The organism is Methanocalculus sp. MC3 (genome assembly GCF_054767395.1).
This window is the reverse complement of sequence record NZ_BAABMP010000002.1, coordinates 18,315-42,312: the sequence shown is the minus strand read 5'-3', so window position 1 is coordinate 42,312 and position 23,998 is coordinate 18,315. Positions and strand designations below refer to the sequence as shown.

At 54.7% G+C, this 23,998-nt stretch carries 31 protein-coding genes; 11 read left to right on the top strand and 20 right to left on the bottom strand.

Translation table 11 applies throughout. The features are described from left to right. Positions 1 to 193: 193 nt before the first annotated feature. Positions 194 to 1,378, bottom strand: a complete 1,185-nt coding sequence (locus ACYUBO_RS03815) for a site-2 protease family protein (RefSeq protein ID WP_300328833.1) — start codon at positions 1,376 to 1,378, stop codon at positions 194 to 196. Positions 1,379 to 1,537: 159 nt separating this feature from the next. Next, on the bottom strand, positions 1,538 to 2,176 hold the full coding sequence (gene rnhB, locus ACYUBO_RS03810) for a ribonuclease HII (protein ID WP_300328836.1): 639 nt from the start codon (positions 2,174 to 2,176) through the stop codon (positions 1,538 to 1,540). Positions 2,177 to 2,229: 53 nt separating this feature from the next. Here rnhB and ACYUBO_RS03805 point away from each other — a divergent pair, with 53 nt between their 5' ends. Continuing rightward, positions 2,230 to 2,889 (top strand): potassium channel family protein, encoded by a 660-nt coding sequence (locus tag ACYUBO_RS03805; protein ID WP_300328839.1) that lies wholly within the window; start codon positions 2,230 to 2,232, stop codon positions 2,887 to 2,889. Between the two features lie 25 nt (positions 2,890 to 2,914). On the opposite strand, the gene ACYUBO_RS03800 is transcribed toward ACYUBO_RS03805, so the two are convergent. Beyond that, positions 2,915 to 4,108 carry an NAD(P)/FAD-dependent oxidoreductase gene (locus ACYUBO_RS03800; protein ID WP_460372506.1) on the bottom strand — a complete coding sequence of 398 codons (1,194 nt, stop codon included), beginning with the start codon at positions 4,106 to 4,108 and terminating at the stop codon, positions 2,915 to 2,917. Continuing rightward, entirely contained in the window at positions 4,105 to 4,278 is a 174-nt protein-coding gene (locus ACYUBO_RS03795) for a 4Fe-4S binding protein (protein WP_460372504.1), read from the bottom strand. The genes ACYUBO_RS03800 and ACYUBO_RS03795 overlap by 4 nt, the downstream gene beginning before the upstream one ends. Positions 4,279 to 4,452: 174 nt before the next feature. On the opposite strand from ACYUBO_RS03795, the gene cbiT reads away from it, so the two are divergent. Genes cbiT through ACYUBO_RS03755 form a run of 8 tightly spaced genes read left to right on the top strand, consistent with a single transcriptional unit; the run spans position 4,453 to position 10,123 of the window. After that, positions 4,453 to 4,992: a precorrin-6Y C5,15-methyltransferase (decarboxylating) subunit CbiT gene (gene cbiT, locus ACYUBO_RS03790; protein WP_460372502.1), complete on the top strand. Its 540-nt coding sequence runs from the start codon at positions 4,453 to 4,455 to the stop codon at positions 4,990 to 4,992. After that, positions 4,986 to 5,597, top strand: a complete 612-nt coding sequence (locus ACYUBO_RS03785; RefSeq protein WP_300334556.1) for a cobalt-factor II C(20)-methyltransferase — start codon at positions 4,986 to 4,988, stop codon at positions 5,595 to 5,597. Before cbiT ends, ACYUBO_RS03785 begins: the two co-directional genes overlap by 7 nt. Continuing rightward, complete coding sequence (locus tag ACYUBO_RS03780) at positions 5,594 to 6,310, top strand: cobalt-precorrin-4/precorrin-4 C(11)-methyltransferase (protein ID WP_460372500.1); 717 nt, start codon at positions 5,594 to 5,596, stop codon at positions 6,308 to 6,310. The genes ACYUBO_RS03785 and ACYUBO_RS03780 overlap by 4 nt, the downstream gene beginning before the upstream one ends. Beyond that, positions 6,307 to 7,176 (top strand): cobalt-precorrin 5A hydrolase, encoded by an 870-nt coding sequence (gene cbiG, locus ACYUBO_RS03775; protein WP_460372499.1) that lies wholly within the window; start codon positions 6,307 to 6,309, stop codon positions 7,174 to 7,176. The genes ACYUBO_RS03780 and cbiG overlap by 4 nt, the downstream gene beginning before the upstream one ends. After that, entirely contained in the window at positions 7,160 to 7,942 is a 783-nt protein-coding gene (gene cobJ, locus ACYUBO_RS03770; RefSeq protein WP_460372497.1) for a precorrin-3B C(17)-methyltransferase, read from the top strand. Before cbiG ends, cobJ begins: the two co-directional genes overlap by 17 nt. Next, positions 7,890 to 8,543 (top strand): precorrin-8X methylmutase, encoded by a 654-nt coding sequence (locus ACYUBO_RS03765; protein ID WP_300333767.1) that lies wholly within the window; start codon positions 7,890 to 7,892, stop codon positions 8,541 to 8,543. Before cobJ ends, ACYUBO_RS03765 begins: the two co-directional genes overlap by 53 nt. A gap of 3 nt (positions 8,544 to 8,546) precedes the next feature. After that, a complete protein-coding gene (locus tag ACYUBO_RS03760; RefSeq protein WP_460372495.1) occupies positions 8,547 to 9,542 on the top strand; it encodes a cobalt-precorrin-5B (C(1))-methyltransferase in 996 nt (331 codons plus the stop codon). Beyond that, positions 9,539 to 10,123 (top strand): cobalt-precorrin-7 (C(5))-methyltransferase, encoded by a 585-nt coding sequence (locus tag ACYUBO_RS03755; RefSeq protein ID WP_460372493.1) that lies wholly within the window; start codon positions 9,539 to 9,541, stop codon positions 10,121 to 10,123. The genes ACYUBO_RS03760 and ACYUBO_RS03755 overlap by 4 nt, the downstream gene beginning before the upstream one ends. On the opposite strand, the gene ACYUBO_RS03750 is transcribed toward ACYUBO_RS03755, so the two are convergent. The 4 genes from ACYUBO_RS03750 to ACYUBO_RS03735 are packed head-to-tail and all read right to left on the bottom strand — an operon-like array spanning position 10,079 to position 13,099. Further along, complete coding sequence (locus tag ACYUBO_RS03750; protein WP_460372491.1) at positions 10,079 to 11,263, bottom strand: energy-coupling factor ABC transporter ATP-binding protein; 1,185 nt, start codon at positions 11,261 to 11,263, stop codon at positions 10,079 to 10,081. The two genes, ACYUBO_RS03755 and ACYUBO_RS03750, sit on opposite strands and share 45 nt — an antisense overlap. A 10-nt stretch (positions 11,264 to 11,273) precedes the next feature. Further along, positions 11,274 to 12,068, bottom strand: coding sequence for a cobalt ECF transporter T component CbiQ (gene cbiQ, locus ACYUBO_RS03745; protein ID WP_460372489.1), 795 nt, complete (start codon positions 12,066 to 12,068; stop codon positions 11,274 to 11,276). 36 nt (positions 12,069 to 12,104) lie between these two features. Beyond that, positions 12,105 to 12,407 (bottom strand): energy-coupling factor ABC transporter substrate-binding protein, encoded by a 303-nt coding sequence (locus tag ACYUBO_RS03740; protein ID WP_460372487.1) that lies wholly within the window; start codon positions 12,405 to 12,407, stop codon positions 12,105 to 12,107. After that, on the bottom strand, positions 12,404 to 13,099 hold the full coding sequence (locus tag ACYUBO_RS03735) for an energy-coupling factor ABC transporter permease (RefSeq protein ID WP_460372485.1): 696 nt from the start codon (positions 13,097 to 13,099) through the stop codon (positions 12,404 to 12,406). The genes ACYUBO_RS03740 and ACYUBO_RS03735 overlap by 4 nt, the downstream gene beginning before the upstream one ends. 139 nt (positions 13,100 to 13,238) lie before the next feature. Here ACYUBO_RS03735 and ACYUBO_RS03730 point away from each other — a divergent pair, with 139 nt between their 5' ends. Further along, the gene (locus tag ACYUBO_RS03730; protein ID WP_460372483.1) at positions 13,239 to 14,570 is read left to right on the top strand and encodes a cobyrinic acid a,c-diamide synthase CobB; all 1,332 of its coding nucleotides are present in this window, start codon (positions 13,239 to 13,241) and stop codon (positions 14,568 to 14,570) included. Here the strand turns inward: ACYUBO_RS03730 and ACYUBO_RS03725 are convergent. Genes ACYUBO_RS03725 through ACYUBO_RS03680 form a run of 10 tightly spaced genes read right to left on the bottom strand, consistent with a single transcriptional unit; the run spans position 14,562 to position 21,456 of the window. After that, positions 14,562 to 15,677: an endonuclease Q family protein gene (locus ACYUBO_RS03725; RefSeq protein WP_460372481.1), complete on the bottom strand. Its 1,116-nt coding sequence runs from the start codon at positions 15,675 to 15,677 to the stop codon at positions 14,562 to 14,564. The genes ACYUBO_RS03730 and ACYUBO_RS03725 overlap by 9 nt on opposite strands. A 2-nt stretch (positions 15,678 to 15,679) precedes the next feature. Further along, the gene (locus ACYUBO_RS03720; RefSeq protein WP_300332337.1) at positions 15,680 to 16,429 is read right to left on the bottom strand and encodes a proteasome assembly chaperone family protein; all 750 of its coding nucleotides are present in this window, start codon (positions 16,427 to 16,429) and stop codon (positions 15,680 to 15,682) included. After that, on the bottom strand, positions 16,417 to 16,554 hold the full coding sequence (locus ACYUBO_RS03715) for a nucleolar RNA-binding Nop10p family protein (RefSeq protein ID WP_460373580.1): 138 nt from the start codon (positions 16,552 to 16,554) through the stop codon (positions 16,417 to 16,419). The genes ACYUBO_RS03720 and ACYUBO_RS03715 overlap by 13 nt, the downstream gene beginning before the upstream one ends. A gap of 34 nt (positions 16,555 to 16,588) precedes the next feature. Beyond that, the gene (locus tag ACYUBO_RS03710; RefSeq protein ID WP_460372479.1) at positions 16,589 to 17,362 is read right to left on the bottom strand and encodes a translation initiation factor IF-2 subunit alpha; all 774 of its coding nucleotides are present in this window, start codon (positions 17,360 to 17,362) and stop codon (positions 16,589 to 16,591) included. A gap of 7 nt (positions 17,363 to 17,369) precedes the next feature. Next, the gene (locus ACYUBO_RS03705; RefSeq protein WP_300334030.1) at positions 17,370 to 17,558 is read right to left on the bottom strand and encodes a 30S ribosomal protein S27e; all 189 of its coding nucleotides are present in this window, start codon (positions 17,556 to 17,558) and stop codon (positions 17,370 to 17,372) included. A 7-nt stretch (positions 17,559 to 17,565) separates the two neighbouring features. Beyond that, positions 17,566 to 17,844 carry a 50S ribosomal protein L44e gene (locus tag ACYUBO_RS03700; protein ID WP_255333110.1) on the bottom strand — a complete coding sequence of 93 codons (279 nt, stop codon included), beginning with the start codon at positions 17,842 to 17,844 and terminating at the stop codon, positions 17,566 to 17,568. Between the two features lie 37 nt (positions 17,845 to 17,881). Then, positions 17,882 to 18,499, bottom strand: coding sequence for a hypothetical protein (locus ACYUBO_RS03695; protein WP_300334027.1), 618 nt, complete (start codon positions 18,497 to 18,499; stop codon positions 17,882 to 17,884). Next, on the bottom strand, positions 18,496 to 19,653 hold the full coding sequence (locus tag ACYUBO_RS03690; RefSeq protein WP_460372476.1) for a DNA primase small subunit domain-containing protein: 1,158 nt from the start codon (positions 19,651 to 19,653) through the stop codon (positions 18,496 to 18,498). The genes ACYUBO_RS03695 and ACYUBO_RS03690 overlap by 4 nt, the downstream gene beginning before the upstream one ends. Further along, positions 19,650 to 21,218, bottom strand: a complete 1,569-nt coding sequence (locus tag ACYUBO_RS03685) for a tRNA uridine(34) 5-carboxymethylaminomethyl modification radical SAM/GNAT enzyme Elp3 (protein WP_300331809.1) — start codon at positions 21,216 to 21,218, stop codon at positions 19,650 to 19,652. Before ACYUBO_RS03685 ends, ACYUBO_RS03690 begins: the two co-directional genes overlap by 4 nt. 7 nt (positions 21,219 to 21,225) lie before the next feature. After that, positions 21,226 to 21,456 (bottom strand): UPF0058 family protein, encoded by a 231-nt coding sequence (locus ACYUBO_RS03680; RefSeq protein ID WP_460372474.1) that lies wholly within the window; start codon positions 21,454 to 21,456, stop codon positions 21,226 to 21,228. Between the two features lie 89 nt (positions 21,457 to 21,545). Here ACYUBO_RS03680 and ACYUBO_RS03675 point away from each other — a divergent pair, with 89 nt between their 5' ends. Beyond that, positions 21,546 to 22,421, top strand: a complete 876-nt coding sequence (locus ACYUBO_RS03675) for an ADP-ribosylglycohydrolase family protein (protein WP_460372473.1) — start codon at positions 21,546 to 21,548, stop codon at positions 22,419 to 22,421. A 35-nt stretch (positions 22,422 to 22,456) separates the two neighbouring features. Here ACYUBO_RS03675 and ACYUBO_RS03670 read toward each other — a convergent pair whose 3' ends face one another. Continuing rightward, complete coding sequence (locus ACYUBO_RS03670) at positions 22,457 to 22,906, bottom strand: UPF0179 family protein (protein WP_300331803.1); 450 nt, start codon at positions 22,904 to 22,906, stop codon at positions 22,457 to 22,459. 5 nt (positions 22,907 to 22,911) lie between these two features. Then, on the bottom strand, positions 22,912 to 23,991 hold the full coding sequence (locus ACYUBO_RS03665) for an NAD(P)-dependent glycerol-1-phosphate dehydrogenase (RefSeq protein WP_460373579.1): 1,080 nt from the start codon (positions 23,989 to 23,991) through the stop codon (positions 22,912 to 22,914). Between the last annotated feature and the right edge of the window lie 7 nt (positions 23,992 to 23,998).

The window sequence follows — 23,998 nt, the reverse complement described above, 5'->3', positions numbered from 1 at the left end:
GACGGGGACGGGGCGGTGGGGAAAAACACCTAAGTGAACAGATCCGAATGCTTGATTCAAACACCTGATAACCAGATGATGGCTCGTTCACTATTGAAAAATCAGACTAATCAGCGAAGAGCCGTAAATCCGGCCTTCTGCCGGATACTCAGATCAGGGTATTCTTCCCTCCATATAACGCTGCGATCCCCCCTCACAGATGGAAGAGGTAGGGGAGGAGGATCGGAACCAGGAGCATAAACAGCACCACCCATGAAACCGAGACGACGATCCGATCCACATATCCTCCCAGTCCACGCTTGTCAAGAATCCTGTTTAACCCTTCCCTGAGGATATGGCCGCCATCAAGCGGAAGCATCGGAAGGGCATTGAAGATCCCGACCATGATATTGATCCAGCCAACCCAGAAGAGGAGGTGAATCAGTGGCCAGAAACCATCAAACGGCACCTGGAGGTAGGTGTTCTCAACCGAGTCATAGGGGATCACCCTGAGGAAATCTGCTCCCGGAACGATATTGAGTGGTGCAATCAGGAGATAGAGCATCCCTTCAGGAGAGGCGAGATTGCCAAGTACGGTAACGACACGCTCGCTGTCATAGTACATGATCCCCATGAACCCTGATTCCATTTCGCTGGCAAGTTCCTCCGGCCAATCCGAGAGGATAAGGGTTCGTTCGACAGGTGTGCCATCCGAATCAACAATGAGCGTCAGGGAATCGCCGGGACGGGTTTGGGAGAGGAGTGCCGTCACCTCTTCCCTGGATGCCACCGGCTCGCCATTGACATTCATGATGACCGAAGGGAAGGGGAGATCGGCCTCATATGCCGGATAATCCATGTAGACACCGGTGACAACCGGGGCAGGGGAGGGGGCTACCATCCCGAGGAGGAGGACAAGGGCGATGAAACAGGCTACACCGACGGTGAGGTTGTTAGTGATACCCGCCCCAAACATCCGCATCTTCGGCATGCCATGTTTTTTATCGAGATCTTCCTCATCAGGCTCAACAAATGCACCGATAGGGATGACCGCCAGCAGAAGTCCGGTGCTCTTTACCGCGATCCCCTCGATTCGGCAGAGGATACCATGGCCAAATTCATGGATTGCAATCGTCAGCACAAGGGCGGTCCAGACCGCAAAAGATGAGGGTATAAACTCATTGACACCGGGGATGAGGAGAAGATTCTGGGGTTTCTGGAACTCTGTTGGTTCCGGGCGTGTCAGAAGGGTGATCTCGGTCGTCTTGACGAGCAGGTACATCATCAGGGCTGAGATGAAGACCACCATCAGCACCCCGATAGTCCCATAGATCCTGAAGAATGCCCTGAAGGGAATAAAACGATCAAAAAAACCGACTTTTTCCGTTTTGATCATCATAATAGGGCCATAAAACGTGATATTTTCTGGAAATAAACCATTTCTCCAGATGACCCCGGCTATAACTGCATATAAAGCAATGACAAGAACAACAGGGAAAAGCCAGTCCATAAGTAGGTTTACTGTTTGCTGTGAACCTTCATAAAGCCGTTCATTGTGTTAGAAATCGAAAAGCGATGATTGTCTTTCTTTTTCGAGGAGAGCTGCCACTGTCTTCCAGCTCGATCGGGCACAGGCGGGGGGGATCCCATGTTCCCGGATATACTCTGAGAGAAAACGGATCGTCTTTTTATCGGAAGGATACCCGCTCCCGATATCACCATATTCAAGGGCGAGATCGGCAATCGCCCGATCCCTTGTTACTTTTGCGATGATACTGGCGGCACCGACAATTGGATAGGTAGCATCTGCCCTGTGCTCGGCTACCAGTCTGCATGGGTATGGGAGGAGAGACTGCACCGTATCTGCGTACCGGGCGGCATTTACATCACATGCATCAAGGTATGCGGTTTCTGGCTTCAGTGCCGCAACACATGCTGCATGTGCCCGTGCCACCACCAGGTTCATTGAGATGAGAGGGAGTGCAGCATCAATCTCACCCGGAGAGACAGAGACGACATGAAAGAGGCACATTTCCGTCAGCATAGGGAAAAGCTCTTCCCTTTTGCGGGGACTGAGGGTTTTTGAATCCCTGATTGCAAGAGAGTCAAGCTGCGTGAGATCAAAAACACCGGCGGCTGCAACCACCATCGGCCCGAGAACCGCACCCTTCCCTGCCTCATCCACTCCGCAGAGCATACATACAGATCACTCCGCAAGGTATTTCAACACGTGCTTATGTAAAACCGTATATGTACATCATCGTTATCGGCCTCGGCGGTATCGGGAGAAGCCTTGCGGCCACTGCTGCTGAGAATGGCGACAGCGTTGTAATCATCGACAGGGATGAAGAGCGGTGTGCTTCGATGCTTGAGACCTACGATCTCCTGGCAATCACCGGAAATGCCACCGACAAATCGATTCTCGAGGATGCCGGGATCGATCATGCAGACGCACTTGTTGCAACCACTAGCGATGATGCGGCAAACCTCATGACATGCTGGCTTGCAAAACGGTACTCTGTTCCGAATGTTGTATCGATTGTAAATCACAAGGAACATTCCGAGCTTTTTTCCGAGGTGGGAGTCAGGATCAGCGAAAATCCTGATGAGATCGTTGCCAGATCCCTCTATACCTGGGCAGAGAACCCAAATACCCAGGCACTTGCCTCGATCCATGGGGGAGGGATCTTTGAGATCTCCGTAGAAGCAGATTCACGCGGTGCCAATAAAAAGATCAGTGACCTTGATGTGAAGGATTTCGTCATAATTGCAGTTCACAGGGCAGGAGATCTGATCATCCCGAAGGGAGATCTTGTAATCAGGCCGGAAGACTTAATCACCGTATTCTCTAAAAAAGAGGCTGAATTAAGCAGTCTCCGCTATTTAAACCAACAGTTCACAAAAATATGAAACCGGTCTCTGACCGGTTGCCGTTTTAGAGGAATGCTTTGAGATGTTTGAGCTCCAGGAGGAGCGAGGGGTTTGCTTTGATCAGCTCGGTGATCAGTGTCAGCGTGCTGAATTCCTCAAGATTGATCTTTGAGATAGAATGAACAATGGCATTCAGCTTCTCATCTGATAACCCGACAAAGATTTCCTTGACGGCATAGTTCCGTTCAAGCGCCTTCCCCATGTTTGAGCTGCGCCAGATTGTATCATATGGCATCAATGCGGCTTTTCTGGTGTCACCCTTCTCAAGTGCTCCGATTGCAGTCTCGGCGGCAAGCCGTCCGGTGTACATCGCATTGTAAATCCCGCCTCCGGTGATGGGATCAGAGATCCGGGCAGCATCGCCGACGATCAGCATATTATCTGCAACGGTGCAGGAGAGCGGCTTGCAGACCGATACGCCACCGACAATCAGTTCGATGCATTTGCCATCAGGGAACTTCCTTTTGACGAAACGGTCAAGGTAATCCTTTGCACGATGCCCAGCACCGCTCTTTCCGCCGCCGATACCGATACCAACATTGGCAAGCCCTTTGCCTTTGGGGAAGATCCAGACATATCCGGCTGGAGCAACTTCATTGCCAAGATAGAACGAGGTCATCTGTGCATCGATATCGATCCCTGTCATCAGGTACTGTGCACAGGTCTCGATCTCACGGAGTGGGACTGTTGTATCAATACCTGCCCATTTTGCAAACTTCGACTCGATGCCATCTGCAGCGATCGTGACTTTCGCATCCACTTCATAGGTCTTCCCATGCTGTTCGATGACCGCACCGGCAACTGCACCATTTCTCATGATTGGAGCAGTGGCCCGGGCCTTCACATACGTCTCGGCTCCTGCTTCGGCAGCCTTCCAGACAAGTTCCCGGTCAAAGACCTTCCTGTCAAGGACGTACCCGACTTCTGATCCCGCCATCTTCGGCTCAAGGAGCATCGAGAAATCATCAGGGGCAACAAGCTCGGCCCGTTCGATTTCAGTTGCAATCCATCTTGGATCCGGGGGGAGGAAGTCGTTCAGGAGCTCTTTGCCAATACCCTCGGCACAGCGGACAGGAGTTCCTATCGCAGGACGCTTCTCGACAAGACAGACAGAGAGACCCTTCTCTGCGGCAGTCTTTGCGGCCAGCGCTCCTCCGGGACCGCCGCCGATGACCAGCATGTCATACTGCCGCTTCATTCCTTGACAACCTCCAGAGCACCGAGTGGACAGACCTTCTCACAGATTCCGCAGTTGATACAGGCGGTATCCACTGTAAGAAATGCATCGACCAGCTCAAGGGCACCTTCCGGGCATACAGAGACGCACGCTCCGCAGTACCCACAGATATCCCGTCGTATATTGAGCATTGACAATGTTATGGGATGGGAATACGTTTAATTATATTGATTCATTCAGGTTTAAACTGGCAAAGACGATAAACACGTTCTGCTTTCAGATGAGATACCCAATAACTATTAAGAATTCAAGCCAATACTTCTGAAACAGGCAGGCAATGAATAGCTGCCTGGGCTGCGGGATCCATGACAACGAGTGAATTGAGAGGAGGGCCGACCCAGCCCGAAGTATGTGCCGTTGCGCTTTCGAAGCTTGCAGTCCGCCCCGGAGATACTGCTGTTGATATCGGGTGCGGGACAGGAACCGTCAGCATCGCCATTGCACGGACTGCTGAAAGGGTGTTTGCAATCGACATGCGGCCGGAGGCAATTGCAGTCGCCAGAAGAACAATTGCCGATTCCGGGTTAACAAATATCAACCTTGTCGGGGGCGATGCAGTACCATTTCTCGGTGAGATTGAGGGAATTGATGTTGCGTTTGTCGGCGGCTCAAAGGGGCTTCTGCAGGTACTCTCACTTCTCGCAGAGAAGGGGGTCAGAACGATTGTGGTGAATGCCGTCCTCCTTGAGACCGCCACGCTTGCGATTCAAACGATGAGGGAACGTGGCATCTTTGTCGAAGCTATCCACCTTCAGGTTTCACGATCCGCTGATCTCGCCGGAAAAACGATGTTTAAGCCGGAAAACCCAATATATATCATCGTCGGGGGGTGCAGACAATGCTGATTGCTGTCGGCCTTGGGCCAGGCGATCCCGAACTCCTCACCCTGAAGGCAGCACGGCTCCTCAGGGAGGCAGACTCTGTCTTTGTACCGGGGGAGATGGCATATAATCTCGTTGAAGCATACAGAAGAGATGCCATCACCCTTGATTTCCCGATGACGAATGATGAATCCTATATCGAGGCCTGCATGGAGGAGAATGCAAAGAAGATTGCGCCATATGCCCTCTCTGGGATCGCAGTTTTTGGAATCATCGGAGACCCGAACTTCTTCTCCACCTTCTCCCGGTTAACAGCGATCTTAAAACGGGACCACCCGGAGATCGAATGCAGCACGGTGCCGGGGATCAGCTCGATTACGGCACTTCCATCTGTTGCAGATCTTCCGATCCAGAAGAGTTTTTCAGTCTCGGATGGATCTGATCCTGATGTCAGGATCACGCTGAAGGTACGGCGTCCACAGAAGATAGCAGCGGAGCTGAAGAAGGAAGGATACTCGGAGTTTGTACTTGTGGAACGGATGTATATGGACGATATGACGATCTATACCAATGAGAACCTGCCTGAAAAATCCAATTACTTCAGCATACTGTACGCGAGGAAATTATGAGCGATTTTTATATTGTCGGCGCGGGATGCGGAGATCCAGGCCTTATCACGGTGAAGGGGATGGATCTCCTGAAGAGGGCGGATATCCTGATCTATGCGGGATCGCTCGTGAACCCGGAGCTTGTTGCTGCATCGGGAGCAGCCACAAAACTTGATTCCTCACAGATGAACCTTGAGGAGATCTGCGGAGCGATCAGAGACGGAGTCCTGGAGAAGAAACTGGTTGTCCGTCTCCATTCAGGTGATCCGGCACTCTATGGTGCAATCATCGAGCAGATGGCAGTCCTTGAGAAGGACGGGATCAGACCGGAGATTGTACCCGGCGTCTCCTCCCTCTTCGGGGCAGCAGCAGCACTCGGAACCCAGTTCACCCTGCGGGGTGTTTCCGAGAGCGTCATCATCACCCGCCCTGCCGGTGCAACCCTCGAAGAAGATCGGATTAAAGAATTCTCCCGAACCGGGGAGACGCTTGTGATATTCCTTGGCACCGAGAAGCTGAGGGATATTATGGCACGGGTTGAATGCCCTGAGGATACGCCGGTTGCTGTTGTCTACCATGCCACCTGGGATGACCAGAAGATTGTCAAAGGTACTGTCGCCGATATTGCAGATAAGGCGGAGGCGGCAGGGATTACAAAGACCGCCCTGATCGTCATCGGTCGTGCAGTCCTTGGTATCGAAAGCGGTTTTGTCCATTCACATCTCTATTCATGAACTGCTGTGTCATCGCCCTGCCCCGCTTCTCAGAACTCGGCCAGAAGATAGCAGAGGCGATTGATGCCGATCTGCTTCCCTATGAGGAAGGAATCTTCACCACCGCATTTGCGAACTATGATAGGATCGTTGCGGTGATGTCGGCAGGGATCGCCGTCCGCTCCGCTGCCCCGCTCCTCACCGACAAGTGGCATGATCCGGGGATCGTCGTTGTGACCCCGGATGGGAAGTATGCGATCCCGATCCTGGGCGGCCATCATGGTGCAAACGATCTCGCATACCGCCTTGCTGGGATCGGGATCATTCCTGTGATCTCAACAGCAACCGAGGTGCATGGACGGCCATCTGTTGAGGGATATGCCGCAGTTGAGCAGTGCCGGGTGATCAACCGCCCCTCCACCCGGAGGGTAAATGCCGCCTTCCTCGATGGCGATGTGCCGGTCTACGAGATACCTGAGCCAGGCATCGTGGTCGCGGGGCCGGGAGTCTCGGTGCTGATCAAGGCAAAGCCCTACACCATCGGGATCGGGGCACGGCTTGGGATCACGCCGGAAGAGGTGGAGGATGCGGTGGCGTCCGCACTCAAAGATGCTCAGATCCGCTCAGATGAGGTGGGAGCATTTGCAACTACCGAGAAGAAACGGCCTGACCCCGGACTCGCCGAGGGGGTACGAAGGCTTGGGGGCGTCCTCATCTACCTTGGTGACGATATGATCAACAGTATAGAGACACCATCTCCGTCACGGGCTGGGCTGATTGGCCTGAGTGGGGTTGCAGAACCCGCTGCCATTGCCTGCTCGGAGAAGGGCGAGCTGATTATGAAGAAGAAGACCTATGGAAGGGTGACCATTGCAATCGGAAGGTAAAGAAAAAGGCCTCCTCTCGATCGTCAGCACAGGTCCCGGGAATATCCAGCAACTGACCCCGGCGGCCTTAAAGGCGATCGCAAAGGCGGAGTATGTCATCGGGAATAATGTCTATATCGACCTGATCCGACCTCTCATTGAGGGAAAAGAGGTCGTGAAGAGCCCGATGGGTGAAGAGGTGAACCGGGCGCAGCTCGCACTCGATCTCGCGGAGAATCATCGTGTCGCGATGGTCTCGGGCGGGGATGCCGGCGTCTACGGGATGGCCGGGATCGTCATCGAGGTTGCCGAGAGGACAGGCTCAACAGTTGCAATCGAGGTGATACCGGGAGTAACAGCTGCAACTGCTGCGGCATCATGTATCGGCTCCCCATTGTCAGGTGATTATGTCACACTCTCGCTCTCTGATCTCCTCACACCATGGGAGGTGATTGCGATGCGGCTCGATCATGCATCAGCAATGGGTGTGCCGCTTGCGATCTACAATCCCCGGAGCAGGGGGCGTCCGCACAACCTTGATTCTGCCCTTGCGATCATCTCAAAGCACAGGGAAAAAGAGACTCCGGTTGCTGTTGTGAAGAACGCATACCGTCCAGGTGAAGAGCGGCATATCATGACACTCTCTGATCTGGTTGCAGACACAAGTATTGTGGATATGCATTCGATTGTGATCATCGGCGGACTTGAAAGCAGGATATGGAAGGTGGGAGACGATGTCAGAGGAATTATCACCCCGCGGGGATACCACAGAAAATACGTATATTGATCTCGGCGCAGATACCCGCGAAGGGTATCAGATCGCAAAGACAAGCAGGCAGCTTGCCAGGGAGGCGATCGGCGATGAGACACCGGAAGATCGGATCCGTCAGCGCTGTTCGGTTGCTGTAGGGGATTTTGCGATGGCGGATCTGATGAGGTTTACAGATGATCCGATAGCTGCCGGGATCGCTGCTGTCCGGGAAGGAGCCCCGATCTATACGGATATCAGGATGGTGCAGGTTGGCATCCTGAAGAAAGGGCATTCATGCAGTGTCGAATGCGCCCTCGATTATGGTGCGGAGCTTGCCGCAGCTGAGGGGATCACAAGAACATCAGCCGGGTTCCTTGCGCTTGGGGAGAAACTTTCCGGCTCCATTATTGTGATCGGAAACGCCCCCTCAGCCCTCCTCTCTGTCTGTAGGATGATTGGCGAAGGGATTGTGCCTGCGCTTGTGATCGGAACCCCGGTCGGGTTTGTGAATGCGGCCGAGTCAAAGGAGCTGCTCAGGACAATACGGGTTCCCTCGGTCTCAAATGTTGGAACCCGTGGCGGCACACCGATCGCTGTTGCGAGCATGAACGAGATCATCACAATGTCACTTCAGTAATCTATGATCGATCCGGTAACCGGGTTCTCCTATCCAGACGAGTGGATCAGGCGCGCCAGAGAGAGGGGGGATATCACCGCTGTTGAAGAAGGAAGAGCGGTTCTGACATCATCCGGTGAGATCCTCAGGCGGGGGATCACCACCGGGGCAACAGCGGCAGCAGCAGCAAAGGCAGCCGTCCTCTCGCTCAGGGAGCCGGTATCGGAAGTCGATACCCTGCTCCCCTGCGGGATCCGCGTGATGGTGGATGCTGCTGGAGAGAATGGAGAGGGGTCTGCGGTGAAGGATCCGGGTGACTACCCGGACGATCGGACCGCAGGCCTCCTCTTCCGGGCAAAAGCCACTCCTGCCCCGGAGATTCTTCTTCACGCGGGAGAGGGGATCGGGAGGTTTGTCCGTGACACTCCCCGCTATATCGAGGGCGAACCGGCGATCTCCCCCCCGGCACGCGAATGTATCCTGAATGCAGTCACCGAAGCAGTCCGGGAAATTGGACTCTCCGGTGCTAACATCACCCTCAGCGTCGTTGGCGGCAGAGAGGCGGGGGCGGATACCTTAAACCCGAAGGTCGGGGTTGTCGGCGGGATCTCCCTCCTCGGGACAACCGGTTTTGTCGAGCCATGGGACGATCATCTCGAGTCAACGATGGAAGAGCGGGTGCGTGGGGCCGAGCGGGTGGTGATCACAACCGGCAGGATTGGCCTTAGGATCTCCCGCCTCCTCTTCCCGGCTCACGAGGTGGTGCTCGCCGGATCAAAGATCAGGCAGGCGCTCTTTGCCGCTGAGGGTGAAGTGATCCTCTGCGGCCTGCCGGGGCTTGTCCTGAAGTTCCTCTGCCCCGATATCCTGAACGGTACCGAATACCAGACGGTGGAGGAGTATATCGCCACACCGGAAGGTATCACTTCAATGAAAGAGATACTGGAAGAGAATGTTCCTGAGGGTGTGAGGGTTGTGATCGTGAGCCGGGACGGAGAGATCATAGGTGATTCAGCATGAAAGTGGTGGGGGTTGGATGCGGAGACAGAATGCTGACCGAAGAGGCAATTGCCGCCATACAGGGAGCACGGCTCATCTACGGCTCCAGCCGGGCAATTGAGCGGGTACGGCATCATATCAATCCCGATTGCACCGTCAGGACGATCACCGACTACAAGGCGATACGGAGCCTGCCTGATGAGGCGGTGATCCTCTCGACAGGCGATCCCCTGCTTGCCGGACTCGGCCATCCCGGTAGCAGGATCATCTGCGGCATATCAAGCCTTCAGGCGGCATTTGCTGCGGTTGGTCTTCCCTGGAGCAATGTTTCGGTGATCGATGCCCATGGAAAAGATCATGCAGAGGCAATTGGTGATGTTGTCACAGATTGCAGAAGAGGGCGTCCCATATTCATCATCGCCGATCCGAAGTTCCCGGTTCACGAGCTGGCAGAGGCCTTGCATGGGATGGATCTCATAATATATATCTGCCAGGATCTGGGGGAAACGGAAGAGCGGATCATCTCCGGCACACCGGAGAATCCCCCGGTTCCTGATTCAAACCTTTTCTGCTGTATCGTGGCGCCCAACCGGAAGGAGTGAGAGGGAGATTGTACTCTCTTCAGAAAACTCCGCTATTCTTTTATGGACACGGTCGATCATCCCTCCACTGGTAACAATCACAACCGGCTCCTGCCTGAGTGCATGGAGGATCGAGGCATCGATGACACCATAGGTGAAGTCTGCTGAAATCTCCACCCCGGCAAGGTGCCTTTTTGCAGTTGTCCCCATCACCCCGATCCTGAGCGAAGAGACCGTCTCCATGAGGTGGGGAAGGCTACCATCAAGTCCGGACGTGCAATCGATCAGGTAGATCGGGGCAGGTGCATGGTGTGTGGCGACGGTGGCTGCCATCTCCTCGATCCGCTGCGCCATCTCAAGCAGTCCCGCAGGGGGGTCGCTCTCCTTCATGATCCCCCGGCAGGCAAGATGGTGGTGGAGCGAGAGGACTGCGGGCTGGGTCAGGTGTGCCCGCCGCATCAGCTCAGCATCGCAGAAGACCGAGCGGGGCGGGGCATGCGTGAGGATCTCGCCACCTTCAATCAGCACCACATCATCTGCCCAGGAATAGGCAAGCTCCACGTCATGGGTCGATAGGAGGATCGTCACCCCCTGCTGATTGATCTCTTCGAGGAGATCCATCACCTCCGCAGCACCCGCCGGATCAAGCGAGCTCGTCGGCTCGTCAAAGATCAGGATCTCCGGTTTCATTGCCAGCACCCCGGCGATGGCTGCCCGCTTCTTCTCGCCGCCGGAGAGATGGTGCGGGGGCCTGCGTTCATATCCGGTGAGCCCGACTGCAAAGAGGGCATCCGAGACGGCCTGCCGGATCTCGTCCTCGCCCAGCCCGAGGTTCAGGGGCCCAAATGCCACATCCTGGTACACGGTTGGGGCAAAGAGCTGGGAGTCTGAGTTCTGGAAGACCATGCCCACTTTTCGGCGTACTTCACGGAGTTGCCGTGAGCCGTAACTGATCGGCTCACCGCCGACGTGCACCTCGCCTGATGTCGGCCTGAGCGTGCCGTTGCACATCAGGAGGAGGGTTGTCTTGCCAGCACCATTCGGGCCGACGAGTGCAGTCCGGCTCCCTTTCTCCAGGGAGAAGCTGACATTTCTCAGTGACTCCGGATGGCTCGTGTAGGCAAATGTGAGATCCTTGAATTCTATGGCGGGTGCAGGCATGGGTATCATCTCATAATGGTGGGAACGGAAGAGGGAGGAATGCGAGGATTCCTGCGAGTGAAAGGAAGAGAAGGACGGGGAATATCTGGTAGATGGTCGGGGCGGATGTGGGTTCGAGGATCTCAAACTTTCCATCATAACAGCGGAGATCCATTGCTGTCATCAGCTCCTCCCCCCGATCCCATGCCCTGATGAAGAGGGAGGAGGCGAGCATCGAAATCGCGATGATCCCCTTTCTGAAGGAGGAGTATCCATTCCTCATCACCTGGGCATTGTAGATGGCGACAGCCTCCCCGATGATCACAAAGATCGATCGGTAGAGGAGCATCGCGAGATCGATGAACTCGTCAGGGAGCCTGAGGGATCTCAGTATACCGAAGAGCTCAATCATCGGGGTGGTCAAAGCGATGAAGAGGAGACCACAGGTGCCGCCGATTGCACGTGAAAGGATGAGAAGGGCATGGAGTGCTGCTGCATCCGTTGCGGTGAGGGTGAGCCAGGGAAGTGGTATGGTGAGGATGGGAACGCCGCCGCCGGTCAGGAAGAGGATCACAATCACACTCATCAGGGCAAAGGACGCCGGGATCAACAGGAGTGCGAGATAGAGGCGGGCAGGAATCTTTGCATAAAAGACGGTGACAATTGAGAGAATCAAAGCAATAAAGAGGGGGGCATAGGGCGTATCTGCCGATATCGCGATCAGGATTGCCCCGAGCCCGAGAATGAGCTTGATCCGGGAATCAATACCCCGGAGTTCATTCCTGCAGGCATAATCATCCAGGAAATGATGGTCGATTGATTGCACTGCTCTCTCTTATTCCTTGATTTATGGTTGTATTAACTACGATGATGTGTTCTTTGCTCCACGCCAGAGCCCGAAGACATACCCGATAACAAATGCTCCGATTGCTGCCTGAAGGGCAAAGAGGAGCGATTCGATCTCACCGCTTGGCGGCTCCCAGAGTGGATTGGCCCAGGGTTCATATCCCTGCTCTTCGATAATGTCGGCAACTATCCCATCTGCACCTCCCCATGCCTCCTGGTCTTCCCCAAGTTCTGCCTGAATGGCAGCGTTCTGGATGAGGAAGATTGCGGCAAAGGCGATTATGACAACAGCCACAACGATCTCAAGTCCGTATTTCATGCCCATCCCTCCCTGAGGCGTTCAGCACGCTCCTGCGTGATTACCCCGATCTTGATCAGGATCTCGGGCTTCAGCTGCACTATGTACTTGAAGACGAGTGCGATGACCAGACCCTCAATGATCGCAAGTGGAATCTGCGTGATCGCAAATATTGCGCCAAATGCCATGAAGGATGCCATGATACCCCCGGCTTCAGCGGGAAATGCCAGTGCAAGCTGGAGCGAGGTGACGACATAGGTGACGATATTTGCAAAAGCCGCTGCAAAGAAGATGGTGACGATCTCGTTGATGCCCGCCTTCTTTCCGGCGATAAAGATCGCATATGCCACAACCGGCCCGGCAATTCCCATTGAGAAGAGGTTTGCGCCGAGCGTTGAGATTCCGCCATGGGCAAGGAAGAGCGCCTGATAGACAAGGACGATCAATGCCAGCACCGATGCGATGAAGGGACCGAAGAGAACCGATCCAAGGCCGGTACCGGTCGGATGCGAACAGCTCCCGGTGACCGAGGGGAGCTTCAGCGATGAGAGGACAAAGACGAATGCCCCGGCAACCGCAAGGAGCGGGAGCGCCTCCCTGTTCTCACGCACCATTCTCCTGAGAGCATAGAACCCCATGATCACAAAGGGGGCAGAGAGGATGAACCAGATCTGCCACCAGGGGCTTGGTAAAAAACCTTCCATGATATGCATTATTACACCAAATTTGTTTTATCTAAATAAGATTTACTTGTTATAAAAGCATATTGATTCGGCTCGCAGAACAGAGCTATTTTTTATCCCCGGCATCATACGCCCTGAACAAGGAGTGAACCATTCATTGCCTGAAAATATGAAACAGATTCCCCGGATTATCATCGCAGGCACCCATAGCGGGTGCGGGAAGACGACGATTGCCACCGGCCTGATGGGGGCGCTTGCCGCACGCGGACTTGTTGTCCAGCCCTTCAAGGTCGGACCCGACTTCATCGACCCGACCCACCATACCGAGATCTGCGGGAGGAGTTCGCGGAACCTCGACCCCTTCATGATGGGAAAGGACGAGGTGCTGCGAACCTTCATCTCGGCTTCAGAGGGTGCGGATATCGCCGTCATTGAAGGGGTGATGGGGCTCCACGACGGTGTCGAAGGAACCGGAGAATCGAGCACCGCCGATGTCGCCCGGATCCTCTCATGCCCGGTGATCCTCGCCTGCGATGTGAAAGGGATGAGCAGGAGTGTCCATGCGATGATCCTCGGGTACACGACCTATGATCCGGCTGTTTCCTTTGCGGGCGTCATCTACAACCGCGGGGGGTCAGATCGCCACCGGGAGATGATCGGATCTGATAGGAAGCTGCAGTCACTCGGCTGGATTCCGCGCCGGGATGAGCTCCAGGTGGAGAGCCGCCACCTCGGCCTCACCATGGCAGGTGAAGGAGAGGGCATGCGTGCCAGCAGGACGATCGTGGAGGAGTGCTGCGATATTGAGGGGATCATTCAGGCGGCATCCGCTGCCCCCCCGCTCCGGCACAGGATTGATGATGAGAGCGAAGAAGGAACGCGGGTTCGGATCGGCGTTGCGATGGATGCGGCATTCTGCTTCTATTACACAGAGAACTTCATGAAGCTGAGGAGAGCGGGAGCGGAACTCACCTTCTTCTCTCCCATCGCTGACCCGCTCCCGGAGGCAGACGCACTCTACCTCGGCGGCGGGTATCCCGAACTCCATGCGGCAGCCCTTGAGGCGAGCCCGTGCAGGGAGGAGATCAGGAGAGCCGCCGATAATGGCCTTCCGATCTTCGGGGAGTGCGGAGGGCTCGTCTATCTCTCCCGCTCGCTGAAGACTGACGAGGGTACATTTACCGGTGCAGGAGTGATTCCGGGGGATGCCGAGATGAAGAGCCGGTTCCAGGCGCTTGGGTACGTGGACGGTGCCGTCACAGGAGACGCTGCCCTCCTCCCCGCCAATCTCGGGTTCCGGGGCCATGAATTCCATTACTCTGCCCTCTACCCCGATAGCGGCTGCCGGTATGCATTCACTCTTAAACGGGGAACTGGGATCATGGATGGGAAGGACGGGATCATTGAGGGCAATACGATCGCCGGGTACACCCATGTCTATTTCACGCGGCGGTTTGCTGAGGCATTTGTTTGGATGGCAGAGAAGAAGAACTCAGAATGAGAACGTCCCGTACTGCCCGCCGCCGCCCGGATGCAGGGTTACCCTCCCCTCACGGAAGGCGGCGATGGCATCGGCAACGCCCGGATGAACCGATCGGATCTCCTCTGTCGGAAGATGAAGCAGGATCGAAAGTTCATCGCCGAAGGTTTTAATCAGCTCATCATAGAGGGCTGAACATTTCTTTGTCCGTGGAGAGCAGGTGCCGAGCCGGTTTGCGATGATCTCGGCAAGCGGGATGATATGGATATAGGGGGGACGTTCTGTTCTGGTTCTGCCGGAGAGCTCGCGGGCACGATCCGAGACCCCCTTCTTGATCCGCCCCTTGTCATGCGGACAACGCCATTTGAGATCAACTGCCTCTTCAAGCGTAAACTGGTGGTAGCAGCGGGTGCAGGCAGTCCGGTTGTATTTGCCTTCTTCGGGGAAGAACCCGATATTCATCAGGATCCGGTTCTCCCGTATCGCTGAGAGGAGGGAAGAGACATCCATTCTCTTCAGATCAAGTATGGTACATTCGCGGCCAAGCTTCTCGGGGACAGGGCTGTGTGCATCCGAGTTGGTGAGGAACGGAATTCCCGAAAGCTCCTCGATCGCAGCACCATCCCGGCTGTCTGCCGAGAGGCCGAGTTCGAGATAGGATACCTCCTCTTCACCATAACAGTCGGCAAGCGAGGAGAAAGCCGCATATACGGATCGCCACGGCGTAAAGGCATGGGCAGGGCCGATGATGCCGCCTGCCTCATGGACGATTTTTGCAATCGCCTCCCCCTTCAGCCGGATATGCGGCCGACCGGCGGTCTTCAGGTGTGAACAGAACGGAGTGAATGATTCCTGCATCACCGCAAATGAGTCAAGGGTCTCTGCTACAATCAGGTGGTGTACCCGGTTCTCATCCTCAACCTCGGTTGTCGGCAGGATGATGATGCCGGAGTCATTTGAAACATCCTCCCACATCTCCCGCCATTTTGGGTGAAGTGCATCACCAGTCCCGATTGCAGCAATCCCTTTTATCAGGCACCCGGAGAGGATGCGGGCAGGAACCATATCCTTCGACGTTGCCATCGAAAAACAGGAGTGGATATGGATATCTGCTGCAACCTGAGGCATGCCTATCCGATATAGGAGAGCTCTTCCTGCTCGCGATCCTGTTCGGACTCTTTCAGCTTCTCAAGAGCCCCCTCAAGTTCCGCAGCGGTCTCCTGAAGGCGTGAAGGATCAATCTCAAGGCCGATCATCTTCGAGAGGACTGTCAGGACGGAACCGGCACTGATCGGATCGACGAGGTACCCGGAGGTCTCGCCGAGGAGGGCAACACCCTCCATCCCACGGAGAGCGCCAAGGCCGATGAGGAGTCCGGCGGCACCGATGATCCCGCCGGGAGGCTCCTCCTGTGAAAAGACCGAGCCTGCATTCACCGCTTCCTCGATCAGCTCAGGCCGGTCTGAAGCACAGAGGACCCGTGGCTCATCGACAAGCCGCCCGACACCGTATCCGCCGAGGGTGTAGATCCGCTGAACGCCAAACTGTTCTGCAAGATTGAGATACTCCTCTGTGAGGATATAGTGCCCCTCAGGGGAGGTGCTCTGGCAGTCGCCTGTCAGAAGAAGGAGCGGAGGCTCAGATCTCACCAGGTAAAGCTCATTCTTCGGAAGATTAACCACCCCTTCCTTATTGATAAAGACCTGGGGTGGAAAATGGTGCGAGATGATCCTGGCAAGGAGTACACCATCCAGCTCATCGACGATATGATCCGCGACAAGCTTGCCGACGTGGCCGACACCGGGAAGGCCTTCAATTAATATTGATGCCCTGTAATCATCTGTATTTTCAACAGCATAGGAGATTGTTACCGGATCCATGTACGCATCTGCCTCCTGTACTTACCATACCGATCCTGCGGAGAAAAACGAGGTGGGTGAACCGGAGCAGTCCTGCCCCCGCATACCCTGCATTGCAGAGAAAGAGTGTAGGTGCCATCTTCCATGCACCGTCTCATCCGGCCTTTCATAGCAACCGGATTATTTTGCTTTCCGGATCAGTTTTCCTGATCCGCCGGCCCGCTCAACAACACCGATCGTATTTGCCGCTACCTTCTCAATTGCCTTCTCAGCGGTCTTATAGTCAGGTGCGGTGACCTTGATCTGGTATTGGGGGGCTCCAAGATAGGTGATCTCAACCTCGACACCGGGGATCTTCGCCTCGGCACTCCGGAGGGCGCGTCTGATCACATTGACACCATCGGGTTTATCGGACATCATATCCATAATCCCGGAGATCATCACCTTCTGAACCTTGACATTGTCTGTGGCGACGACCATCAGCGCCTTATTGACAGCTTCTGAGAAATCGAAGCGGGTAAGTATCTCTTCACCGGTTATGACAAGATCTTCAAAGAACGGGTAGATCAGAGTATATTCCGAACGGACTGCATCAATAATCCTGGCGGGATCGATAGCTGCAACCTCGGCCGCAAACCCTATCCATTTGTGGGCTTTCTGTTCGTTCTTCCATTCCTGAATCTTTTCACGACGCTGGTGATCGTTGACATCCTTTAAGGAGAGGTCAATATGCCCGCGTGAGGTGTCGACATGAAGGACTTTGCATACGACCTTCTGCCCTTCACGAATAAAGTCGCGAATATATTTGATCCACCCACGCGCGATCTCGGAGATCGGGATGAGACCCTGGCGCCCTTCGTATTCATCCAGGGTAACAAACGCTGCAAAGTCCTTTACATCAACGACGGTGCAGACGACCAGTTCTCCATCTTCGGGCCAGTACCTCTCGCTCATCAGATAATCACTCAAACTGTGATACGATCTCAGCCTTTATCAGTGCTTTGCCGCCGGTAGTCTCTGCCAGTACTGTTCCGCAGACGATACAGTCGACGACGGTGCTTGCTTTCTCAAAGATGACCTGTTCGTTTTCACAGTCAGGACACTTCACTTTGACAAAACTGCTTCTGTTTTCCCTGTTTAACTCGACCATTGTATACTCACTCCGTCAGTTCGAATTTTGCAATTCTGTACCCTTTTCTGAGATGGGCTTTCTTACAGGTTTTACAGCGGTATCGGACGTTGATCTTCTTTGTTGGTTTATCGCCACCCGGAACCTTGCTGAACTTACCCATATTTCCAACACGGGATCTCCGTGCCTTCTCGCGGTCGATCCAGTGAAGACCGGTTGTTTTGCCCTTCTTCACTTTCTCGATCTCATGTTCCGTGTGTGTCCGGCAGAACGGACAATATGTGTTGAATTTTGCTGGTCTTTTCATGAAAAATACCTCTGTTTCAGGAACCCGAATACCATATTTATTTGCGAATTCTTATATTTAAGGCTATGTTGCGGTCACAGAGAACCGTTGCATTGGGAGAGGGAAGGCAGACAACATCCTCGTTCGCTAGTGCGTAGGTTCTGCCATCAATCCCCATAAAAGGCTCAATAGGGGCAATAAGCCGGACAAGGCTGAGACCACGCGGGGCGCCCTCTTCTTCCGCCTCATCCACCGGCTCTTCGATCTCGGTCTCCGGGATAATGGTGGGTTTTCTGGAACGGCGATCGATCAACTCCGCCCGTGCATGCTGTACCGCCTTTGAAACAGTCTCAAAGAGCGCCTGCTCCTCTGCGATCATAAGCCGCTTGATCTCACGATCGATCGTATCGCCATTCCCTTTGGCGAGGGCCAGTTCAATGATCCTGCCGGTTCTGATCGAAAAGATCTCCTGGATATAGGACTTGTAGCTCTCAACCTGGCGGATCATATCCTGTGAACGCTCGGAGAGGGGATCACCGGATTCATAGAGCTCCTTGTACATCAGTTCAATCTCTTCGTGAACCTTTGTGTAGAGATCCGATGGGATATCCGTCAGCGTGCCGCTTGCCCGCTCATCAAAGAGGATCGACCTGACACGGTCAAAGGAGATGGTCATAAAGACCCTCCTTCAAGCTCCGCAATTCCCCGTGCGCAGAGGAAGACTGCAAGTGCTTCGGGGACGGTGTTGATCCCTTTTGTGAGCGTGTAGGTGTTCCCTAGGATCGGCATCGTCGTCTCAAATGACGAATCAATTCTGACCGGACGCTCCGAGAAGACGACCGCATCGATGAGGGGATCGAAATCCTCGAGATCACGGATATCAAGCGGCGTGACAAGGAAACCGCTTCCTCCATGAAGAGAAGATGGGTGGCGGATCAGCCGCTTGATATCGGTTGTCACCGGCTCATCGGCAAGAGCGGCCCGATTCCGGATCTGCTGTGAAAGAAGACTGTCGGGATCGTCGGACATCGCCAGGATCACGCGATCATGGATGCAGGCCAGGTAATCATTCCCTTCCATCGATCGGATCAGCCGGTCAAGCCGTTTTATGAAATCAGTGGCACCCGCCTCCGAGACACCCCTCACCGATGAGAGAAATTTGATCTGTTCATCAGGCGGAAGGGTGCGGATCTGCTCACAGGTTGCCTTGAGGGCTTCCTTCAGGCGGAGACGCCACCCGCGATCGGGGCGTTTTTGATCGGAGAGATGCGTGGTGAGGGAGATGCCGGTCCCACAGACATAGTTTGCGAGTTCGCGCCGCTCACCACTCTTCCACGAACGCATCTCAAGCGTTTGGAGGTGAATGTGGTAGCCCCTTCCCCCGGAGAAGACGAGAGAGAGTTCCTTTGCGGGATCGATCCCGCACTCGTCGGTAAGCATGCCGATCAGCTTGAAGAGCTCTTCTTTCACCCGTGCAAGCATCTGGTCATAGGGTCCGCGCATAATATGGTCGGCATCGAGATCGAAGATGAGATCCGCACCGCTCCATCCCTTCTCATCCATCGTCGGGGCTGCCGGATGTTCATAATACGCTGTCGAGTAATAGACATGGGCCGGCGTCATCGACCTGAGGTACGAGAAGAGCTCATCTTTTAATGGAAACGAGAGGTGGCGCCGCATACCGGGAGTAGTTCTGGTGCCAAAGAACATGAAACCCCACTCCCGGGAGTCGAGCGCCTCCGGTACCCGCAGGGGAGCGGTCATCTTCAAGGTACCGGAATAATAGTCAGAGAACCGGTTTCTGAGAAATTCAACAGTTGCAGGTTTCATGACAGCTTCTTAATCATATATGGACCTTCCCGTAGATAGCCCTGTTTACGGTAATAGGGGCGGACACCAATACCGCTCATTACACAAACAGAGGAAAACCCTCCACGCCGTGCCGTCTCCTCCGCCTCTTCGAGAAGACGTTTTCCATAGGAGCTGTGCTGCCGCTCACCGCCAGTCGGATCCCATGAGAGTGGGACGATACTCCCGTATACGTGGAGTTCACGGATGAGGGCAGCACCCTCGCATTCGGGTGAGAAGACCTCTCCCGGGAACCGGAGGCGGATGAAACCGATGAGAGAGTCTCCTGCCTCTGCCTGGATAAAGAACTCAACGCCGCCGCAGCAGTCATACTCAATCGTCCGGATCTCACCCTCTTCCCTGTTCGGGCTCCGACCGATCTCCCGGCACCTGATGCATTGGCACCGCTTTCCCTCAGCTTCAAGATGCTTCTGTGCGAGCTGCCGGAAGTTTCCATGTCGCGATCCTGCAACAATCAGCTTCGCCGGGATGTCACGCTGGATACGCTGGAGCCTCGTATATTCGGGGAGCTGCTCTTTTCCATATGCCACCAGTGCGATCAGCTCTTCTTCGTCATATGGCCGGTATTCACCACGATGGTAGAGCTCCTCAATCTCGGATCCGGGGGTGACCAGAGTCGGATATATCTTCAGGAAGTCCGGCCGGAGATCCGGATTCGAATAGAGGCTCCGAAAGAGTTCACGATCCTTTTCGATATCGCTTCCGGGGAGGTTCGGCATCACATGGAACCCGACTTTCAACCCTGCGTCGCGGAGGAGGCGGTTGGCTTCGATAGATGCTTCGACACCATGCCCACGCCGGTTATACTCCAGGATCTCATTGAGGACATGCTGGACACCGATCTCAACCTTGGTGACCCCAAGAGAGAGCATCCGTTCAATATGCTCGCGCCTGCACCAGTCAGGCCGGGTCTCGAAGGTGATCGCAATGCACCGGACTGCCGCGGACTCATTTGCGAGTGCAGCTTCTTCAAAGCCAGCCTCAGTGGATGATCGATCCGGAAAGTCATTCATCGCCATCAGGCATCGGGTGACGACATGCTCCTGGTATGCCGGATCGCGGGCGGTGATCGTCCCCCCCATCACGATCAGTTCCGCCTTGTCGACATGGTGTCCGAGGAGCCGGAACTGGGAGAGGCGGGCATGCACCTGTTCATAAGGATCATAGCCGTGTTCTCTCCCCCGGAGTGCGGCAGGCTCTTCCCCCGTATAGCTCTGGGGAGACTGGAAGAGATGGTCAGGCCCTCCGGGGCAGGGGAGGCAGATCCCATGCGGGCAGGGGTGCGGGGAGGTCATCACCGCAACGGGAGCAACCCCGGAGAGGGTCCGGGTTGGCTTCACCTGAAGGATACGCCGGAGATGTTCGCGTTCATGTGGCTCTGCTGCAAGGAGGATGGCAGAGTTCTTTGGAAATGCAGATAGCCGGAATTCCCGGCAGACAGAGAGCTTGATCCTCTGGATATCATCAGGAGTATCTGAAGAAGAAAGCCGGGAGATGATCTCCCGGAAAGCGGTATAATCATCCATGATAGGATCAGTTTTTTATCAGAACAGGAGTGGCGGTTTTTGCATGATATTCAGGCTGGATGGAACCGGGATGATCATGGATCCGCTCGACAATCTCTTCTGCAAGCGTCAGAAGCGCTTCTTTATGTGAGTTTTTATTTTTGTGGATATGAACGGGGGAGATAAGAAGAGAGTCGTACTTGTGAGTCGATACTGCGTCGCCAGTCATGGTCTCATAATATTTCTTTACGGTTACCATGAGCATGTGTAAATGAATGAGTTCTTCTTTCTGCAACCTATCACCTTTTTCAGATGAGACTCTAATGAGTAGCCAAATATAATTTATTGGTGATCTTTATATTCCAATTCACGCGCATACCAGGATCGCTGATTGGCTCGGCAATAGGGGATGCAATGGGTGCGCCCTTCGAAGGAAGCCCAAAAATCCATCAAATACCTAAGCGGATGACAGGAGGAGGGCCTTTCTTAACCCGGAGAGGAGAGTATACCGATGACACCCTCCAGATGATAGCGCTGGCAGAGACCCTGATCACCTGCCATCAGTTTTCAGCAATTGATTTTTTGAGCCGCCTGATCCGGATCTATGATCTCCATCCCGAGTTCTTCGGACCTACAAGCCGGGAGGTTCTGGAACGCGTGAAGGGAGGGGCATCCCCGGAGCGTGCAGTATCGGGGATCTCCGGTAGCGGGAGGACAAACGGGGCGGTGATGCGGGGGGCGCCCATAGGGATCTTCTACCGCCCCGGAAATGCCCGCATCATGAGCGGATATGCCGCTGCCACCACCCATCCCCACCCGGTGGCGGGTGCAACATCCGGCATTGTTAACCAGATGATCTCGATCCTCTGCCGTGGCGGCTCAAAGGAGGAGGCGTTCTTCTCGGCACTCAAATTCTGTGAAAACATAGAGGTGAGGAACAGGATTGCACTCCTTTCAGCCGCACCGCTGATACCTTCCCTGGATGCCCTCGAAGCAGCGCATGTTGCCATCACCTGTTTCATGGAAGAAGAGACTTTTGCCGGGATGATACAGGCTGCCATCTCTCATGGTGGTGATACCGATACAACAGCCGCCATCTGCGGCGCTCTCGGGGGCGCACTCCACGGAGCCGGAGGGATTCCACGGGAATGGATCGCGGATCTTGAAGGCGGGCCTGCACTCCTTGAGCTTGAGGAGGCGGTCTGGTCAGCGGGCGAGAAGTGATCGTCAATTGCAGTGTGATAATTAAAAAAAGAGGATCAGAGAGGGAGTATCTCAACAAGTTTCAGGTTCTTCCGGCCCCTGAGGCATTCGTCAGGAGCACTCCCGAGAACCTGGGTGATCGTATATTTTTCCTTTTCATTGACTCCATCCGGATGGCAGAGATCATAGCTCCTGCATTCCTCACGGTTGCAGGTATACTCATAGATAAACCTTGAATTTGTGATCGCCATCTCACCGGCGATGAGCGCAACCACCGGCGCCTCCTCCACCTCAACAACGCAGGCGCCATCTGCAAAGACCTGGCATGAGTGGGTTGTCGGCCTGACATCGACCACCCGGTATTTCCTCCCCTCAATGAGGTTGTGACAGGCCTTCTTCACCTTGCATCCGTTGCATGCATCCACTACCCCGACATAGACAAATTCTGTCCCGTCACGGGCAAGTTTTTTTCCAATTAATGTAACCCGGTTCTTTGCCTCAGTCATACATCTCACTCCCGGTACAGCATTCGGATCAGATCGTCTGCTGATTCCTGTGTGATACCCATATCAAAAATAGTAAAGCGTTCAGGCCGTATCTCTTTTGCCTTCACGATTGCTTCAGCTGCAATATGATCGGGGAGGCCGACCTCGGCCGGAGTTGTCGGTGCACCTATCGTTCTGAGGGAATCGCGTATCCCACGCCAGTCACCTCCATGCAGGTACATCGAGATGATCGTTCCAATCCCGCATGCTTCGCCGTGCAGCACCTTCCCCGGCGCCAGCCGCTCGACTGCATGCCCGAACTTATGCTCCCCTCCGCTGGCAGGCCTCGACGATCCGGCGATACTCATGGCAACTCCCGAGGATACGAGGGCTTTTGTCACGATCCAGGCACTTTCTTCAGAGTTTGGCCTGATAAGATGGGCATCTTTCACCAGGATCTCGGCGGTCATCCGGGAGAGGGCGATCGCATACTCGGATATTACTTCGCCACGGAGCCGGTGTGCGAGCTCCCAGTCGAGTATTGCGGTGTAGTTTGAGATGATATCCGCACACCCGGATGCAAGGAGGCGGTGGGGTGCAGCAGCGATGATCCCGGTATCTGCAACGATTGCGACCGGGGGATGGGCATCAAGTGACGAACTTCCTTCTTCTGTCGGAACCGATGCGCGGGAAGAGGCGATTCCATCATGAGATGCAGCAGTCGGAACACTGACGAACTGGCAATCCAGGTTGAATGATGCGATCTTTGCAGTATCAATCACCCGGCCGCCACCAACCGCCACAATGATATCGGCTGCTGATCCCGCCTCTTCAACAGACCGGATCGTCTCAGGAGTGATTGCATCAGTGACATGCCGGGTGAAATCGAACTGACCCTCAAGAAGGGAAGCCACCCGGCTCCCGACCGCCCCATTCGTCCTTGGACCTGAGAGGAGGAGGACCGATTGCCCAAGAGCAAGCTCCTCAAGGACCCTCGGGATCTGGTCGAGGGCATCATGCCCGATGACCACATCACGGGGGAGCTGCATCCATTTTGACTTATCAAAAACTTTATTTTTGAGTATCTTGAAATATTCTGAGCCCATCGAGATC